This is a genomic window from Streptomyces sp. NPDC090032, from assembly GCF_044748025.1.
GTDB lineage: Bacteria > Actinomycetota > Actinomycetes > Streptomycetales > Streptomycetaceae > Streptomyces.
This window is the reverse complement of record NZ_JBIVFF010000019.1, coordinates 38619-54878: the sequence shown is the minus strand read 5'-3', so window position 1 is coordinate 54878 and position 16260 is coordinate 38619. Positions and strand designations below refer to the sequence as shown.

Here is a 16260-nt window from a genome sequence, read left to right as displayed (position 1 = left end):
CGCCGGACGGGGCTGCCGTCAGCCGGCAGGCAGGCTGATCACGAACCGTGCCCCGGGTCTGTGCCCGGGGTCGTACGTCACTTCGCCGCCGGCGGAGCGGGCCAGGCGTCGCGCCAGCGACAGCCCCAGGCCCGCTCCGCTGTGTCCGTCGCCGGGCTCCGCGCGTCGACCGGGCTCGAAGAGCTGTCCCGCGAACGGGGACGGTACGCCCGGTCCGTCGTCGATGACGTCGATGCCCACGCCGTCCGGTGCGCGGTACGAGCGGACGGAGACGCTGGAGTGGGCGTAGCGGCAGGCGTTGGTGAGGAGCGGGCTGACGATGCGTTCGAGGAGGGCCGGTGGGACGCCTGTGATCAGATGCGGGCCGTCGGCTGTGACCGTCAAGTGGCCTGGCGCGTCCCGGATTTCGGCCAGGCGTTGCAGCGTGGGCTGGACTTCGGCGGTGCCCGGAGCGGTGAGGGTGCCGCCCCGGGCGTCGTCCAGGAGGGTGTCGCAGATAGTGCGCATGGACTCGGCGGCGTCCACGATGACCCGATGGGTGGCCCGGGTCTGGACGGCGGTGCGAGGGCGGGTCTGCCACCAGTCGAGTTCGGCGATGATCCGGCTCAGGGGCGTACGCAGCTCGTGTGAGAGTTCACCGGTGAGCTGGCGTTCATGGCGCAGAAGTGTGCGGATGCGGTCCAGTATGGCGTCCAATGACGTGCCGAGACGGGCGAGTTCGGCCGGGTGCCGCATGCTTCCGAAGCGTTCTTCGGAGGCGACGGCGCTCCACTGGGTGGCCTGGTCGGTCATCGTGCGGACGGGGCGCAGCGCGCGGCCGACCGCCATCCGGGTCAGGGCGTAGGTGCAGGCGAGCATCACGGCGTCCAGAGCGAGCGACCCCATGAGCAGCGTGTCGGCCGAACTCCGGTAGGGGGAGAGGTCGAGTGCGGTGACCACCGTGGCCTCGCTCCTCTCTCCGGGCACCGGCTGGGAACACAGCCGCAGGGGGCCATCGACGTCGGCGGTGACGCATCGTCGCCCGCCGCGCCCGGCGAGTGCGTCGGCGACGCGGGTCACGGGGCCGGCGGCCGACGGTTCCTCCAGCAGGCGTCGGCCGGCGTAGATCCACACGTTCGTGTCGAGGAGTTCGTCGTGGGAGGTCTCCAGGACGCGAACCGTCGTGCCGCCGGTGTCGACGGTCGTCGCGACGGCGGCAGCGCGGGTACGCAGTTCGTCGTCCGCCTGGTGCTGCAGGCGTTGCTGGGCCACGGCGTTGAAGGCGACGGTGAGGACCAGCATCAGCAGCGCGGCCGTGGTGAAGGCGACGAGTGAGAGCCGGCCGCGCAGGGTGCGGGGCGCCAGCCGGTGGAGGAAGACGGTCACGGCGGGCCGCAGCCGGCGGCGGATCCCGCTCATGACAGGCGGTGGCCGACCCCGCGGGCCGTGCCGATCGTCCGGTCGCTGCCCGCCTCGCGCAATTTGCGGCGCAGACGGGTCAGGTATTGGTCGAGGGTGTTGTCGTGCACCTGGGCGCCCTCCGGCCAGCCCGCCCGGACCAGCTCGCGGCGGCGCACGATGCCGCCGGAAGCCGACATGAGGGCGGCCAGGAGACGGAACTCGGTCGGTGTCAGATCGACCGGGGTGCCCCGCACGCTGACCAGGTGCCGGACGGCGTCCAGCGCCAGGTCCCCTGCCGTGGAAGCGGGCGGCGGCGCGGCCCGTTTGAGTGCTGCCCGCAGGCGGGCCGCGAGTTCGGCGAGATGGAACGGCTTGGGCAAGTAGTCGTCGCCTCCGGCGGAGAACCCCGACAGCCGGTCGGTGAGGCGGTGATGGGCGGTCAGGAAGATGACCGGGGAGAGGAATCCGTTCGCGCGCATGGCCTGGCACACGTCGCGCCCGTCGGCGTCGGGCAGCCCGATGTCGAGCACCGCGGCGGAGATTCCGGCAGTGGCCAGGCGCAGGGCGGTGGCGCCGTCCGGCGCGGCCACGGTGTCGAAGTCCTCGTCGCGCAGCCCGCGCATCAGCACGTCACGCAGGGCGTGATCGTCCTCGACGACCAGGATGGTCTGGTGCATGGAGCTCCTTCTCGCCTCGTGTCACGTCCGTCTGTTCTCGTGCCACGCCTGTCTGTTCTCGTGCCGTGTCTGTCTGTTCTCGTGCCGTGTCCGTTCGGCTTTCTGCCTCGCCCCTCGGTTCCGTCGTCCGGTGCGCTGTGTCGGTGTCCGGTATGCCGAGGGTCAACCGCTCGGGCAGCCACCAGCCCGCGGCGCACAGGCACACCCCTAGCCATCCCAAGGCGAACAGCCAGCCGCCGACGACGTCGGTGAACCAGTGCACCCCGAGAAAGACGCGGGTCAGCCCGACCGATGCGCCCCAGCCGCCGATGATCAGGACCAGTGGGGCCCGGCGACGCGGCCCCCGCAGACAGACGGCGATGACGAGCAGCCCCGCGGTGAGGGCTGACGTGGTGGCGTGACCGGACGGAAACGACCACCCCGAGGCATGCGTCCCCCAGTCCGCCAGGGGTGGCCGAGGTCGGGCGACCACCGCCATCACCCCGTACCGCAACGCCTGTCCCGCCCCCAGGCAGCCCAGACAGAGCGCGGCGGCGAGCGCGCGCTGCCGCAGGGTGCGGCCCGCGATGATTCCGGCCAGTGCGGCCAGCGCGAACGGGACGACACCCGTCCCGGTGGCGGTCAGTCCGCGGGCGAACGTCACCGCCACGTCCGGCCGGTGGCCGACGGACCACGAGAGAAGGTCGGCGTCCGCGAACAGCGGTCTGCCGTCGCGGCCCGCCACCACCAAGGTCAGCACGCCGAACGCCGTCCACGCGCCGAGGCCGCAGGTGCCTGCCAGGCCGGCGGTGTCGCCGCGCTTCATCCTTCACCCCTCACCCTCACTGTCACCTTCACCCTCACCTTCACCTTCACCCTCACCGTTCGTCCGGACAGTCGGATGCGGGAACGGCGACACCCGATATCGACTACAAGCCTGTAGACGGTCTACTGAACTGTAGACGATGGCGGAGTCGAGGAAGTTCCCCATGGACATGCGCACGGACGTCACCGCAGGTAGTCGCGTAGTACCGCGGTACCACACGCCCGCTGTGGTTCAGCCTTCCGGTACCACGGGATCGGGGGAATCGGCTCTTAGCGTTGCCGGTGTGGCGTCGGAAGCGACGGGCGCCGCAGGCCGACAGGGAGAACGCGCATGATCGACGCACGACAGTTGACCAAGAGGTACGGCGAGAAGACGGCCGTCGACGGCCTGGACTTCGTCGTGAAGCCAGGCACCGTGACCGGCTTCCTGGGGCCCAACGGCGCGGGCAAGTCCACGACCATGCGCATGATCGTCGGACTCGACGCCCCGACGAGCGGCGCCGTCACTGTGAACGGCCACCGCTACGCCCGCCATCAGGCTCCGCTGCAGGAGGTCGGTGCCCTCCTGGAGGCGAAGTCGATCCACCCGGGCCGCTCGGCGTACAACCACCTCAAGGCCCTCGCGCTGACCCACGGCATTCCGGGCCGCCGGGTCGACGAGGTCATCGACCTCGCCGGACTGGGCACTGTGGCGAAGAAGCGGGCCGGTGCCTTCTCCCTCGGGATGGGCCAGCGGCTGGGCATCGCCGCGGCGCTGCTGGGCGATCCGCGGACGGTGATGCTGGACGAGCCGGTCAACGGGTTGGACCCGGAGGGCGTGCTCTGGATCCGCAACCTGCTGAAGGGGCTCGCCGACGAGGGCCGGACGGTGTTCGTGTCTTCGCACCTGATGAGCGAGATGGCTCTTGTGGCGGACCACTTGATCATCGTGGGGCGCGGCCGACTGCTCGCCGACACGACCGTGGCGGACCTGATCCGCGAGGCGGGCGGCGACACGGTGAGGGTGGCGACGCAGGACCCGGCGAGGCTGCGGGACGTGCTGGCGGGGCCCGGTGTCGACGTCACCGGCCGGATCGGCTCCGAGGAACTGCAGGTGACCGGGCTGACCGCCCGCGAGATCGGACTGAAGGCCGCGGAACACGGGATCGCGCTGTTCGAGCTGAGCGCGCGGACCGTGTCACTGGAGGAGGCGTTCATGGACCTGACCAGGGATGCCGTGGAGTACCACGGCACCACGACCGGGATCGAGACCCTCGGGAGGCCCGCATGAGCACCCTCACCGCAACCGCCGAGGAACCCAGGACAACGCCCGACCGCCCCGCATACCGGGTGACCGGACGGCGCGTGCTCTCCTCCGAATGGGCCAAGCTGTGGTCCCTGCGCTCGACCTGGATCACCCTGGGCCTCGGCCTGCTGTTCCTGGTGGCCTTCGGCCTGATCGCCGCGAGCCGCTACAAGTCGGGGATCGGCTCCGGCCACATCGACCGGGACTTCGCCGATTCCACGGCCGTGAGCCTGTCCCTCTTCGGTACGAACTTCGCCCAGCTGGCCCTGGGCGTGCTGGGCGTGCTGGTCACGGCGGGCGAATACTCGACCGGCATGATCCGTTCCACGCTTGCGGCCGTGCCCCGCCGGCTGCCGGTCCTGTGGTCCAAGGCGGCCGCGTTCGGGGTGGTGGCGCTGGCGGTGGGGACCGTCGGCGCGTTCGTCACCTTCTTGATCGGGAAGGGCATCGTCTCGGGTACGCCCGCGGCCATGGGCCTTGAGCACGCGGGTGTCGTGCGGAGTCTGCTGGGCGCGGGGCTCTACCTCGGCCTGGTCGGGGTGATCGGCACGGCCCTGGGTGCCCTGCTGCGGTCGGTGGCCGGCGGGATCTCGGTGCTGGTGGCCACCCTGATGCTGATCCCGGGACTGATCTCACTGCTGCCGAGCTCCTGGCAGGACGACATCAGCCCCTACCTGCCGTCCAACGCGGGCGAGTCGATGTTCGCGCTGACCCACGACTCCACCACTCTGTCACCGGGCGCCGGACTGCTGGTCTTCCTCTGCTGGACGGCGCTGGCGTTGGGCGGTGCGGCGTACCGGCTCGCGCGCACCGACGTCTGACACCTGCACCATGAACAGGTGACGTCCGTGACCACCGATGACATCAGCGGAACGGGACTGCTGGTCGCCCGACTGTCCAGGGGCGGCCAGCGGTTGAAGCAGGCCGACCGGACACATCCGTGGGTGCTGGACACCGCGGTCGTGGTTCTGGTCTTCCTGATCTTCTGCCTGCCCGAACTGCTCCACGGCGGAGTGGACGACGGCGACGGCCCGCGCCGGTTCCGGCTCGCCTTCACCCAGCTGCCCGTCGCGGGAATGCTGGCACTCCAAGCGGGTCTGGTACTGCCCCTGCTGTGGCGGCGGCGTAAGCCTGTGACGGCCTTCGGCGTCATCGCCGCGGTGTTCGTCGTCCAGTGGTTGCTGGGTGCGGCACTGCGCGCGGACGTCGCTCTCTTCGTCGCCCTGTACAGCCTGGCCCTGCACGGGCGGCTACGGCAGTTGCCGTGGGCCTGCGCGGCCATGGCGGGCGCCATGGTGCTGGTGGCGGTACGCGCTTCCCCGGCCGTGTCCGTCTGGGACGCGCTGTTCTTCCTGCTGAGCACGGCGACCGCCGCCCTCGCGCTCGGCCTGGTGGTACGGGTTCGCCGGGCCCAGCTCGCCGGACTGCGGGACCGGGCCGCCCAGCTGGAGATCGAACGCGACCAGCGCAGCAGGCTGGCCACCGCCACTGAACGCACCCGTGTCGCCCGCGAGATGCACGACATCGTCGGCCACAACCTCTCCGTGATCATCACGCTCGCAGACGCCGGCGCCTACGCCACGGACATCGCACCCGAACGTGGCAAGGAGGCACTCGAGCTCATCGGCGACACCGGCCGCCAGGCCCTCGGCGAACTGCGACGCGTACTCGGTGTCCTTCGGGAAGCGACGGACGGTCCTTCGGGCGGCCCCGAACTCAGTCCACAGCCCGGCATCGCGGACATCGGCGCACTGTGCGCCAACGTGCGCGCAGCCGGACTCGAGGTCGTCTACCGGACCTCCGGCGACATGGACACTCTCGACGGCGGGGTGCAACTGACGGTGTACCGCATCGTCCAGGAAGCCCTCACCAACACGTTGAAGCACGCCGTCGCCGACACGCGGGTGCACCTGGCGATCCTCGTCGAGGACGCCCGGCTGACCGTCCGGGTCCAGGACAGCGGCCCGGCCGCACCGCTCGGACCGCCGAACGAGGAAGGACACGGCCTGGTGGGTATGCGGGAGAGAGCGGCCCTCTACGGCGGGGCCGTCAGCGCGGGGCCGGCGGGCGGCGGAGGATGGAGCGTCGAGGCCGTCCTCGACCTCACGCCGCAAGGCGGTGCCGGGTGACGACCGTACTCATCGTGGACGATCAGCCGCTGCAACGCTACGGCTTCCACATGCTCCTGGACTCCGTTCCCGAGACCGACGTGGTCGGTGAGGCCGCCCACGGGGCCGAGGCGGTCCGCAAGACCGCCGAACTGCGCCCGGACGTCGTCCTGATGGACGTGCGCATGCCCGGCATGGACGGCATCGAGGCCACCCGTCGCATCGTCGCCGCCGGCGCCCGCTCACGGATCCTCGTGCTCACCACCTTCGACCTCGACGAGTACGTCCACGCCGCGCTGCGGGCCGGCGCCAGCGGATTCCTCCTCAAGGACGCACGCCCCGATGAACTCGTCGCCGGCATCCGCGCCGTCGCCGCCGGAGACGCCGTCATCGCACCCGCCCTCACCCGCCGCCTCCTGGACGAGTTCACCCGCTACGTGCCCGCCCACCGCACAGACTCCGCCGAGGACCCGGGACTCGGCTCCCTCACCGACCGCGAACGCGAGATCCTCGTCGCCGTCGGTCAGGGCTGGACCAACGGCGAGATCGCCACGCGCTTCGTCCTGTCCGAGTCCACCGTCAAGACCCACGTCGGCCGCGTCCTGGCCAAGATCGGCGCCCGCGACCGCATCCAGGCCGTGATCTTCGCCTACGACCATGGCCTCGCCCGGCCCAACGTGGACTGAACCGGCGAGCGCCGGCCCGATCATGACGGTGCCGGCAGCGCCTGCCGCACCACGAGTCAGGCGAGGCTCTTCTGGACGAGTCCGTAAGCCAGGACGGGCAGGAGCAGATGCGGTTTGTCCGGCCCGGCCGACCCCCGGAGGGTCAGCCGGGCAGCTCCACGGCAAAGCACCTGCCGATCCTCGACGAGACCGGATACGGGCCCGAGTGGAAGTACGCGCCGGACGAGGAGATCCGCCGCCACGCGGTGCGCGTCGCCGAGCGCGTTCAACCGGGACAACGTCACCTCCGGCTACTACAACCGTGAGGGCCGCGGCGGGGCTGGACCGCTCATCGGGAGCCGGGCTTGCGGGCCACACCACCGTAGAACCCGATCTCCTCGGATCCGGCGGGTGGCGGGAGGTCCGGGCGCCAGAACGGGGCCTGGGCCAGGCCGGGTTCGACCAGCTCGAAGCCGGTGAAGAAGCGCTCGACCGCGGTCCGGGACCGCAGGTTCAAGGTGGCCGTGGCCTTGGTGTAGACGGCCTGGGCCGCGCTGCGGTCGGCGAAGTCGCCTGTGGCGTGCGAGAGGACGAGGAAGCTGCCGGGCGCCAGGGCGTCGCGCAAGGTGGCGACGATCCGCTCGGGCTGGTCGGCGTCGGTGAGGAAGTGCAGGACGGCGACGAGGAGCAGGGCGACAGGCTTGTCGAAGTCGATGACCTGGCGGACGCCCGGGTGGTCGACGACGGAGCGCGGGTCACGCAGGTCGGCCAGGACGACGCCGGTGGCATGGGAGCCACTGAGGAGGGCGTCCGCGTGCGCGCTCACGATCGGATCGTTGTCGACGTACGCGACCCGCACGTCCGGCGCGATGGCGTGGGCGGTCTCGTGCACGTTCGGCGACGTGGGCAGGCCCGTGCCGATGTCGAGGATCTGGCGGACGCCGCTGTCCACGACGTACCGGACGGCGCGCCCCAGGAAGGCGCGGTTGGCCCGCAGACCGATGCGTACCTCGGGCGCGGCGGCGGCGAGTTCGTCACCGGCCCGCTGGTCCACCTCGTAGTTGTCCTTGCCGCCGAGCAGGTAGTCGTAGATCCGCGCGGGATGCGGCCTGCTGGTGTCGATGTTCCCGGCCTGGCAGCCGTCCTGTCTCACGCTGAGCCCCTCCCGGCCTCGATGATCCCTCAGCTTGCCACATCAACCGCCGCGCATTTGAGGGGAGTTGATGTGCCGTCACCGATCGGCGAACGCGCCGTCACGGAGAGTACGGGGGCCCAGCGGCAGAGGGAGTCCCTGGGCGGCTGCCCTGGGATTCCCCTACTCCTTGACGCTTCCCTCCGTCATACCCGTCCGCCAGAACCGCTGGAGCACGAGCATCGCCACGGCGAGCGGGATGACGGAGACGAAGGCGCCGCCGATGGTGTACTGCATGAGCTCCGGCACCCGGTCGGCCGCCGTCTTCCACGTGGTGAGGCCGAGGGTGACCGGATACTTCCGGTCGTCGGAGAGCATCACCAGCGGCAGGAAGTAGTTGTTCCAGATGCCGACGAACTGGAACAGGAAGACCGTGACCAGGGCCGGCGACATGATGCGCAGGACGAGCCGGAAGAAGATCCGGCCCTCGCGAGCCCCGTCCACCCGGGCGGCCTCCAGAAGCGTGTCCGGGACCGCCGACTCGGCGTAGATCCGGCAGAGGTAGACGCCGAACGGCGAGGCGAGGCTGGGCAGCAGGACGGCCCAGTACGTGTCGACCAGGCCGATCTTGCTGAACACGAGATAGAGGGGGAGGGCGAGCGTGCTCTGGGGGAGCAGCACCCCCGCCAGGACCGTCTTGAAGACCGCCTCCCGGCCCGCGAAGCGGTACTTGGCGAGCGCGAACCCCGCCGCGGCGGCGAGCAGCGTCGCCACGGCCGCACCGACCCCCGCGTACAGCGCGGAGTTGAGCACCCAGCGGAGGTAGACGTGGCCGTCGTAGGTGAACACCTTGGTCAGGTTGTCCAGCAGCTGGGCGTGGTCGAACCAGAGGCCGGAGCTGCCGTAGACCCGGTCGGTGGACTTCGTGGCCGCGACGACGAGCCAGTACACCGGCAGCAGGAAGTAGCAGGCCGCGACCGTGAGGGAGGCGACCAGCAGGATCCGGCCGGGGCGCAGGGTACGGCGCGGCGCGGCCGGGGCGGCGGGAACGGGGGGCGTGTCGACCCTGGGCAGGTCCGTGGTGGTCGTGACGCTCAACGTCCGCTCCCTTTCTTGCGGTTGACCAGACTGAGGAACGTGAACGACAGGACGCAGGCCACGACGGCGAGGATCACGGACTTCGCGGCGGCGAGATAGAGATTGGCGTTGGCGAAGGCGTCGTTGTACGCGCTCAGGTTCGGCGTGTAGTCGTTGGTGACAGCGGGCGCCTGCAGCTTGATGACGAGCGGCTCGGCGAACAACTGCAGCGTGCCGATGACCGAGAACACGCAGGTGAGGACGAGGGCCGGACGGATCAGCGGGAGCTTGATGTGCAGGGCCGTCTGCACCGGACCGGCCCCGTCGATCTGCGCCGCCTCGTACAGCTCCTGCGGGATCGACTTCAGCTGGGCGACGATGATGAGCATGTTGTAGCCCGCGAACTCCCAGATCACGATGTTCGCGATCGACCACAACACACCGTGGTAGCCGAGGAAGTCGGGGGCGGCGTCGCCGAGCACGTCGGTGATCGGGCTGATTCCGGGGACGTAGAGGAAGCCCCACAGGATGGTGGCGATGACACCCGGGACGCCGTACGGCAGGAAGAACGAGGCGCGCAGCACCGACGACCAGCGGCGGCCGACCTGCTCCAGCATCAGCGCCAGGGACGTGGCGAGGAAAAGCATCAGTGGTACCTGCACGACGCCGAAGAGCAGCACCCGGCCGAACGACTCGAGGAACGCGGTCTGCTGGAGGGCCAGGACATAGTTGTCGAGGCCCGCGAAGCCGACCGATGGCGCGCCGAGGCCCATCGGGCCGTGCCGGTCGACCTTGAGCAGGCTCTGGTAGAGCGCGTAGCCGATCGGTACGACGAAGACGAAGGTGAAGATCGCGAGGAACGGGCCGAGGAATGCCCAGGCGGCGCGGTCGGGGCGGGACGAGCGGCTCTTCGCGGCCCGCACGGGAGTGGCGGTCGTCATCGTGCGCTCCTTGCCTTGAGGCCCTTGGCCCGTAGGTCGTCGACGACTTTGCCCTGCGCGTCCTTGAGCGCCTCCACGAGGGTGCCGCCGGTGGCGACCGCGCGGGCCATCCCGTCCTGGATGTGCGCGAAGGACTGGGTGGTGGTCGGCGACCACTGCCAGGAGGTGTCGACGTTGCGGTCGGAGATCTGGAACACCTCGTTGTAGACCTGCCCGCCGAAGAACGGGTCGGGTTTGCCGAGGGCCGTCTTCTTCAGGTCGATACGGGCCGCGGGCCAGCCGTATCCGGCGGCCACGAGCAGGTCGATGCTGTGCGGGTCGGTGTTCAGCCAGTGCGCGAACTCCAGGGCTTCGACGGGATGACGGCTGCCCTGCAGGACCGCGGTGGAGGAGCCGCCGTAGTTGCTCGACGCGTGCGCGCCCGCCTCCCACTGCGGCAGGCCCGTGACCCGCCACTTGCCCTTGGTGCCGGGCGCGTTGCCGCGCAGCAGCGCGTCGCCCCACTGCGCCGAGAGCCAGCTCGCCAACTGGCCCGTCTGGATGTCCCGGTACCAGGGGGCCTGGGTGTCCGGCATGAGCGCGACGAGGTCCTCCCGGATGAGCCCGTCCCAGTAGTCCGCGACATCGAGCGACTGCTCGCCGTCGATGTCGACGATCCATGTGTCGGTCTCGGGATCGGTCCGGATCCAGTGGGCGCCGCGCTGCCAGACGGCGGTGGAGAACCAGGAGCCGCCGGACGGGTTGAACGAGCAGATCCTCGCTCCGGCCCCGCGCTTCTTGATGGCACGGGCGGCCTGCCGGAACTCGTCCCAGGTGCCCGGGACTTCGACGTCCCAGCGCTCGAAGAGATCCTTGCGGTAGTAGAGGCCCATCGGTCCCGACGCCTGCGGGATCGCGTACGTGCGGCCGCCGAAGACGCCCTGGTTCCACTGCCAGTCGACGTATGACTTCCTGAGTTTGTCGGCGCCGTACCTGCTGAGGTCCGTGAGGCCGTTGACGAGCATGAACTCGGGCAGCGCGTAGAACTCGACCTGTGCCAGATCCGGCGGATTGCCCGCCTTCAGCGCCGAGTGCATCTTCTGGTAGCCGCCGGACGTGTTCGCTGGGACGATCTGCACCTGGACCTGGATGTCCGGGTGGGTCCGGTTCCAGAGGTCGACGGACTTCTGCAGCGGAACCCAGGTCCACAGGGCGAGCCGGACCTTCCCGCCGGGCCGGGGCCGGGTCTCCGCGCTGAGCCGGGCGGCGCCCGGTGACTCGCCGCAGCCGGCGAGCGCTGGCGCACCCGCGGCGGCCGCGGCGCCCCACGCCAGAACTTTCCTCCGAGAGGGCATCCGACCTCCTTGTCAGTGCCAGTGCCAAAACCGCTGCCACTGTTACTGCCAGTGGCTTGGGGCGGGCGCTCCGCCTGGGCGCCGATACCGTCGACGGCCTCAACTATCAATTAATTACTAAGTATTGTGAAGGCTCGTGACCGGACAAGAGCCGGAGCGGGCCCGTGGCAGCCCCCAAACAAGTTCCGAACAAATCCTGAACCAGTCCCGAACGAGTTCTGAACAATCCCTGAACAAATCACATACGGATCCCGAGCGGATCCCGAGCAGTTCCCGACCAGAAGGAGCGCTCATGACAGGCCCTGGCTCAGCCGACCGCTTCACCGGACGCACCGCGGTCGTCACCGGCGCCGCGGCGGGAGCCGGCGCGGGCACCGCGCGCCGTCTCGCCGTCTCGCCGACGAGGGGGCCGCCGTCGTCATCGCAGACGTCGCCGACGAGGAGAGCCGGCAGCAAGTCCTCGCCGCCGCCCGCACGTTCGGTCCGGTCGGAGTCCTGGTCAGCAACGCGGTGAAGGTCGAGGTCGCCCCGGCGCACGCGACGTCCCCTGCGTCCTGGAACCGGCAGTTGTCCGTCGGTCTGACCGCCGCCCTCCTCGGCGTGCGCACCTGTCTGGACGACCTGCGGGCGGAGCGCGGCGCCATCGTCCTCGTCTCATCCGTCCACGCCCACCACGTCATCCCCGGTCACCCCGCATACGCGGCGGCCAAGGGCGGACTCGTCTCCTTGAGCGGTCAACTCGCCGTCGAGTACGGGCCGCAGGCGCGGGTCAACGCGGTGCTGCCGGGGCCGATCCTCACGGGCCTGTGGGAGCGGGTGCCCGAGGACGAGCGTGTGGCCGGCGCCGCCGAGACCGCGGCGGCCGCCTCGGTGACCCGGCGGAGGTCGCGTCCGCCATCGCGTTCCTCGCCTCGCCGGAGGCGTCGTTCGTGACCGGCTCCAGCCTCCACGTCGACGGGGGCTGGAGCAGTCGTCAAGTCCTCGGCGTAGCCGGGGCTGTTCCCGTCGCGACCGGGCCCTCGGCGACGCCGTCCACCACGACAGATCGACAGGTGGACACGTCGGGCTACGTGCGGGGCGGGGTTCACGGGCCGACCGTGGAGGCCATCGCCCACCGGGTGTTCATCGGCCTGATCGGCGAGAGGGCAACGTTCGACCTGGGCGCGCTCCAAGCCGAACTCGGCGTCAGTCTCGCCGCGTTGCGCCCGCCGCTGAAGGTGTTGGAGGATCAGGGCAGCGTCGTCGGCAGGCAGCCGCGCGGGATGAAGTACCAGCTCTGCAGCCCCACACCGTCGGTGCTGCCGCCACGCGGATCGCGCACCATCACGTAGCGGCCGTCGCGACTGACGTAGCGCCACAGCACCGTCTGACCGATGGCGACCTGGGTGTTCAGCGGGGCACTCGGGGTGGTGGGCACCGCCCACGGGCGCACGTTCCCGTAGCCCGTGATGTGGCTGCCGTCGTATGTGGCGCAGCCCGATCCGGCGACCGTGGGTACGGTGGCACCGTCCGACGTACCGCCTCCGATCTGGCCGTTGGTGAACTCCGACGTAGGCATGGTCACCGGGTCGCCGCACTCATTGGCGTGCGCCTCGTCGCCGGAGGCCGCGCCGTCGTAGATCCACAGACATGAGTTGAGGTCGCCGTAGATATGGCCCCAGCGGTAGCCGCCCTGCGGATCGCCCTGGATGTCGACGGTCCAGCCGCGGTAGGCGGTGCCGATGACGTACGAGGCGGGGGAGCGGCGCAGCAGTGTGTAGTCGCTGTCGACCTGCTTGCGGACGGCGGCCTGGGCGGCGGGGACACCGCCGGTGTACGGCAGGGCGAGGCCGACGGCGGCGGCAGCCGCGGCGAGCGCCGCGATCAGGGCCGCGCGGCGGGGCGGACGGGTGGTGCTCCTCTTTCTCATGGCTTCTCCTACCGTGAGGTGACTACGACGGCCTCGCCGGTCGGCCGGGTGCCGTGCGCAGTCAACTGGCTTCTGTGGTTGGGGACTTCGGGTGAGTCGAGAGTGAAGAGCGGGACGATCCCAGGACAATGCCACCCCCCAAGCCCTGGACGGCGCAAGGGATTCACGGAATCCGTGCTGCGGACCGTCACTACCCGCTCGTCGGTGCCCCGCATTGCCCGGCTCGGTGGGCCCGGCGGGGCCGGCCGTCTGTCACCTGGTCCGTGTTGAGCAGGGAGGCCCGTCCCGGACACCCAGACTGGCCGATGCTGAGAAGGGGACTCTCGATGGTGACCCTTGACCACGAAGCGGACCACCCATCCGCCGGCTCACGCCGTCGTTTCGTTTCGGTGACCGGGCGGCACCGGCTGGGTGAGGGGCCGTACGTTGTATCGACATGAGACCCCGTATCGCCGTGATCGGCAGCGGCCCCGCCGGCCTTACCTTCGCCCGCGTCCTGCACCGCCATGGTCACTCTGTCACCGTCCTCGAACGCGATCCCGCCCGCGACGCCCGGCCCGCGGGCGGCACGCTGGACCTGCACGAGGGGCTGGGCCAGCTGGCGCTGGAGAAGGCGGGGGTGATGGCGCAGTTCCAGGGGCTGTCCCGTCCCGAGGGGCAGGCCATGCGCATCCTGGACACGGACGGGACCGTCCTCCGCGACTGGCAACCTCGACCGGGGGACATGGCCAATCCCGAGATCGACCGCGGGCAACTCCGTGACCTGCTGCTCGGACCTCTGGACGTTCAATGGGGGCGAGTCGTGACGGAGGTGGTGCCGGAGAGCCGGGACGGCGTGCTGGTCCACTTCGCGGACGGGCGACAGGAGGTGTTCGACCTCGTGATCGGCGCGGACGGTGCCTGGTCCCGGGTCCGCCCGGCGGTCTCGTCCGCTACCCCGCAGTACACCGGTGTCACCTTGGTCGAGACCTCCCTGGACGACGTCGACACCCGCCACCCCGAGCTCGCCCGGCTGGTCGGCGACGGTTCCATGGCTGCCTACGGCGTGAACCGCGCGCTCGTCGCCCAACGCAACAGCGGCGGCCACGTCAAGGTCTACGCCCAGTTCCGCGCGCCGCTGGACCGGCACACGAACCCGGATCGGCATGGGGACCTGAACCAGCGCGTGGGCCTGGGCCTGGACGACGTCGAGGCCGTGCGATCAAGCCTGCTGGCTCTGTTCGACGGCTGGGCCGCGCCTGTCCTCGACCTCCTCCGCCACGGCACAGCTTTCGTCCACCGCCCCCTCTACGTCCTTCCCGTGTCCCACACCTGGGCCCACGTCTCGGGGGTGACGCTACTGGGCGACGCCGCCCACCTGATGCCTCCGTTGGGTGCGGGCGCTAATCTCGCGATGCTGGAAGGCGCCGAACTCGCCGAGTCCATCGCAGCCGTCGGCCCTGGAGACCTGGACGAGGCCGTCCGCGCCTTCGAGGAACAGATGTGGGCACGGGCCGGCAGGTGGGCGAACATCACGACGTCCGGTCTGGAACGCCTCGTGAGCCCGGACCCCTCCGAAGCCCTCGCCCTCTTCGACGAAGTCCAGCCTTCCTGACCGCCCACCGCCAGAACATGGCCCCGTCCGCCGGTTCCTCGCGCCCGGACTGTCCCGGCGCGAATGAATGAGTTGCTCTGACGACGCGACGACGGATGTGATCAAGGAACTGCGGCAGGTCGTCGGCAACCCTGTCGAACTCCGCGTCCTCCAGGGATGCAGACCGAGACCGGTGGATCGCGCCACCCCAGTCGGCGACGTAGAGGAGGCCACCACCGTTCGAGGCGATCACCATCCCAAGGGGTCATCGGCTTCCGGAACCCCAAGGGGTCATCGGCTTCCGGAACGAAGACCGGCCCTTCCTCTGCGAGCCTGTGCAGGACATCGCGCGCCGAGTGGACGACGTAGCCGTTGCCCACGTCCGGCAGCACGACCTCCCCGACCGACTCATAGAACGTCAGCAGATCCGCAGATCCTCACAACGGCCCGCTGAGCATGGCCGGCGGGACGCTGAAGCCGACCGAGAACCGGATGGACGCCCCCTGTTGCGAGGTGTTCGAGCTGACGGACGGCAAGATCAAGCGCTTCGACTGCTACCCGTCCGGAAGCGTGATTCTCGCCCGGCTCGGCGTCCTCGGCGCCCTCGAGGCCGCCCTTGGCCCGGATCATTGACGGCTCCGTGGTCACTGACCACTCCGCCGTGGTCCTACGCGGCCTCGGAACCGCTCGCCTGCACCGCTGCCAGTTCCCGAAGCCGAGGCGCCGAAGTGTTCGCACCGAAGACGGGGGTGCCGGGTTGCAGGCGTACACCGTCGGCGAGCGTTCCGGCATCGACAGCGTCGAAACCGAGGGCTTCCACCAGCGCGGCGACGGAGGCCACGGCCCGGGCGTCGTCGCCCGCGACGGCGATGGCACGGCGGCCGGGCGCGCCGGCGGGCAGATCGGGTCGGGCGCTGTCCTCCAGATCGTGGTAGCCCATGTGGTTGAAGGCCTTCACCACGCGGGAGCCGGGCAGGTGGGCCTGGACGAGCCGGCTGGAGGAGGTGCCCGGGTCGGTGAGGTCGTCACGGATTCCGTCCACCTCCCACCAGTAGTTCATCGCGTCGACGACGAGCTTGCCGTGCAGCGCCTCCGCGGAAACACTGCGGTACTTGCCGAGCGGCAGGGCGAGGATGACGAAGTCCGCCTCGGTGGCGGCCCGTTCGGCGGTGACGGGCTCGGCGCCGGGGGCCAGGACCTCGACGGTGAGCGCGATGCGCCCGGGGTCGCCCGAGCCCGCGATCAGGACGCGGTACCCGGCCGTAACGGCGAGGCGGGCCAGCACGGTACCCACTTTGCCCGCGCCCAGGATGCCGATCGTGCGGGGGTGCTGTGCGCTCATGGGAATCCTCCTCGGTGGCGATGAGCCGGTCGG

At 70.4% G+C, this 16260-nt stretch carries 15 protein-coding genes and 1 pseudogene; 7 read left to right on the top strand and 9 right to left on the bottom strand.

Translation table 11 applies throughout. The annotated features are described in order from the left end of the window. Positions 1-18: 18 nt before the first annotated feature. The 3 genes from ACIPWY_RS35835 to ACIPWY_RS35825 are packed head-to-tail and all read right to left on the bottom strand — an operon-like array spanning position 19 to position 2862. The gene (locus ACIPWY_RS35835) at positions 19-1398 is read right to left on the bottom strand and encodes a HAMP domain-containing sensor histidine kinase (protein WP_362908364.1); all 1380 of its coding nucleotides are present in this window, start codon (positions 1396-1398) and stop codon (positions 19-21) included. After that, positions 1395-2057 carry a response regulator transcription factor gene (locus ACIPWY_RS35830; RefSeq protein WP_393705344.1) on the bottom strand — a complete coding sequence of 221 codons (663 nt, stop codon included), beginning with the start codon at positions 2055-2057 and terminating at the stop codon, positions 1395-1397. Before ACIPWY_RS35830 ends, ACIPWY_RS35835 begins: the two co-directional genes overlap by 4 nt. Beyond that, the gene (locus ACIPWY_RS35825; protein ID WP_393705345.1) at positions 2011-2862 is read right to left on the bottom strand and encodes a phosphatase PAP2 family protein; all 852 of its coding nucleotides are present in this window, start codon (positions 2860-2862) and stop codon (positions 2011-2013) included. Before ACIPWY_RS35825 ends, ACIPWY_RS35830 begins: the two co-directional genes overlap by 47 nt. 330 nt (positions 2863-3192) lie before the next feature. On the opposite strand from ACIPWY_RS35825, the gene ACIPWY_RS35820 reads away from it, so the two are divergent. The 4 genes from ACIPWY_RS35820 to ACIPWY_RS35805 are packed head-to-tail and all read left to right on the top strand — an operon-like array spanning position 3193 to position 6940. Further along, positions 3193-4131, top strand: a complete 939-nt coding sequence (locus tag ACIPWY_RS35820) for an ATP-binding cassette domain-containing protein (RefSeq protein WP_362908367.1) — start codon at positions 3193-3195, stop codon at positions 4129-4131. Beyond that, positions 4128-4967: an ABC transporter permease gene (locus tag ACIPWY_RS35815; protein ID WP_362908368.1), complete on the top strand. Its 840-nt coding sequence runs from the start codon at positions 4128-4130 to the stop codon at positions 4965-4967. The genes ACIPWY_RS35820 and ACIPWY_RS35815 overlap by 4 nt, the downstream gene beginning before the upstream one ends. A gap of 27 nt (positions 4968-4994) precedes the next feature. Beyond that, on the top strand, positions 4995-6275 hold the full coding sequence (locus tag ACIPWY_RS35810; protein ID WP_401536594.1) for a sensor histidine kinase: 1281 nt from the start codon (positions 4995-4997) through the stop codon (positions 6273-6275). Beyond that, complete coding sequence (locus tag ACIPWY_RS35805; RefSeq protein WP_362908370.1) at positions 6272-6940, top strand: response regulator transcription factor; 669 nt, start codon at positions 6272-6274, stop codon at positions 6938-6940. The genes ACIPWY_RS35810 and ACIPWY_RS35805 overlap by 4 nt, the downstream gene beginning before the upstream one ends. 328 nt (positions 6941-7268) lie before the next feature. Here ACIPWY_RS35805 and ACIPWY_RS35800 read toward each other — a convergent pair whose 3' ends face one another. From ACIPWY_RS35800 to ACIPWY_RS35785, 4 genes are all read right to left on the bottom strand, one after another. Further along, positions 7269-8072 carry an SAM-dependent methyltransferase gene (locus ACIPWY_RS35800; RefSeq protein WP_401536592.1) on the bottom strand — a complete coding sequence of 268 codons (804 nt, stop codon included), beginning with the start codon at positions 8070-8072 and terminating at the stop codon, positions 7269-7271. A gap of 162 nt (positions 8073-8234) precedes the next feature. Beyond that, positions 8235-9149, bottom strand: a complete 915-nt coding sequence (locus ACIPWY_RS35795; protein WP_401536590.1) for a carbohydrate ABC transporter permease — start codon at positions 9147-9149, stop codon at positions 8235-8237. Further along, complete coding sequence (locus ACIPWY_RS35790; RefSeq protein WP_362908372.1) at positions 9146-10069, bottom strand: sugar ABC transporter permease; 924 nt, start codon at positions 10067-10069, stop codon at positions 9146-9148. The genes ACIPWY_RS35795 and ACIPWY_RS35790 overlap by 4 nt, the downstream gene beginning before the upstream one ends. Next, complete coding sequence (locus tag ACIPWY_RS35785; RefSeq protein ID WP_362908373.1) at positions 10066-11403, bottom strand: extracellular solute-binding protein; 1338 nt, start codon at positions 11401-11403, stop codon at positions 10066-10068. Before ACIPWY_RS35785 ends, ACIPWY_RS35790 begins: the two co-directional genes overlap by 4 nt. A gap of 292 nt (positions 11404-11695) precedes the next feature. On the opposite strand from ACIPWY_RS35785, the pseudogene ACIPWY_RS35780 reads away from it, so the two are divergent. Continuing rightward, positions 11696-12393 (top strand): annotated as a pseudogene (locus ACIPWY_RS35780) (SDR family NAD(P)-dependent oxidoreductase). 238 nt (positions 12394-12631) lie between these two features. On the opposite strand, the gene ACIPWY_RS35775 reads toward ACIPWY_RS35780, so the two are convergent. Continuing rightward, positions 12632-13312 (bottom strand): hypothetical protein, encoded by a 681-nt coding sequence (locus tag ACIPWY_RS35775; protein WP_362908374.1) that lies wholly within the window; start codon positions 13310-13312, stop codon positions 12632-12634. A 436-nt stretch (positions 13313-13748) separates the two neighbouring features. On the opposite strand from ACIPWY_RS35775, the gene ACIPWY_RS35770 reads away from it, so the two are divergent. Both ACIPWY_RS35770 and ACIPWY_RS35765 read left to right on the top strand, forming a co-directional pair. Then, on the top strand, positions 13749-14906 hold the full coding sequence (locus ACIPWY_RS35770; protein WP_362908375.1) for an NAD(P)/FAD-dependent oxidoreductase: 1158 nt from the start codon (positions 13749-13751) through the stop codon (positions 14904-14906). 435 nt (positions 14907-15341) lie between these two features. Further along, a complete protein-coding gene (locus tag ACIPWY_RS35765) occupies positions 15342-15518 on the top strand; it encodes a hypothetical protein (RefSeq protein WP_362908376.1) in 177 nt (58 codons plus the stop codon). Positions 15519-15552: 34 nt separating this feature from the next. Here the strand turns inward: ACIPWY_RS35765 and ACIPWY_RS35760 are convergent, their stop codons facing one another. Then, positions 15553-16227, bottom strand: a complete 675-nt coding sequence (locus ACIPWY_RS35760) for an NADPH-dependent F420 reductase (RefSeq protein ID WP_362908377.1) — start codon at positions 16225-16227, stop codon at positions 15553-15555. Positions 16228-16260: the final 33 nt, after the last annotated feature.

Excerpts from the sequence above, each read along its gene's own strand:
- ACIPWY_RS35770 (WP_362908375.1), top strand. The coding sequence starts at position 13,749 with ATGAGACCCCGTATCGCCGTGATCGGCAGCGGCCCCGCCGGCCTTACC.
- ACIPWY_RS35825 (WP_393705345.1), bottom strand. The coding sequence starts at position 2,862 with ATGAAGCGCGGCGACACCGCCGGCCTGGCAGGCACCTGCGGCCTCGGC.
- ACIPWY_RS35760 (WP_362908377.1), bottom strand. The coding sequence starts at position 16,227 with ATGAGCGCACAGCACCCCCGCACGATCGGCATCCTGGGCGCGGGCAAA.
- ACIPWY_RS35775 (WP_362908374.1), bottom strand. The coding sequence starts at position 13,312 with ATGAGAAAGAGGAGCACCACCCGTCCGCCCCGCCGCGCGGCCCTGATC.
- ACIPWY_RS35785 (WP_362908373.1), bottom strand. The coding sequence starts at position 11,403 with ATGCCCTCTCGGAGGAAAGTTCTGGCGTGGGGCGCCGCGGCCGCCGCG.
- ACIPWY_RS35790 (WP_362908372.1), bottom strand. The coding sequence starts at position 10,069 with ATGACGACCGCCACTCCCGTGCGGGCCGCGAAGAGCCGCTCGTCCCGC.
- ACIPWY_RS35765 (WP_362908376.1), top strand. The coding sequence starts at position 15,342 with ATGGCCGGCGGGACGCTGAAGCCGACCGAGAACCGGATGGACGCCCCC.
- ACIPWY_RS35820 (WP_362908367.1), top strand. The coding sequence starts at position 3,193 with ATGATCGACGCACGACAGTTGACCAAGAGGTACGGCGAGAAGACGGCC.
- ACIPWY_RS35830 (WP_393705344.1), bottom strand. The coding sequence starts at position 2,057 with ATGCACCAGACCATCCTGGTCGTCGAGGACGATCACGCCCTGCGTGAC.
- ACIPWY_RS35835 (WP_362908364.1), bottom strand. The coding sequence starts at position 1,398 with ATGAGCGGGATCCGCCGCCGGCTGCGGCCCGCCGTGACCGTCTTCCTC.
- ACIPWY_RS35815 (WP_362908368.1), top strand. The coding sequence starts at position 4,128 with ATGAGCACCCTCACCGCAACCGCCGAGGAACCCAGGACAACGCCCGAC.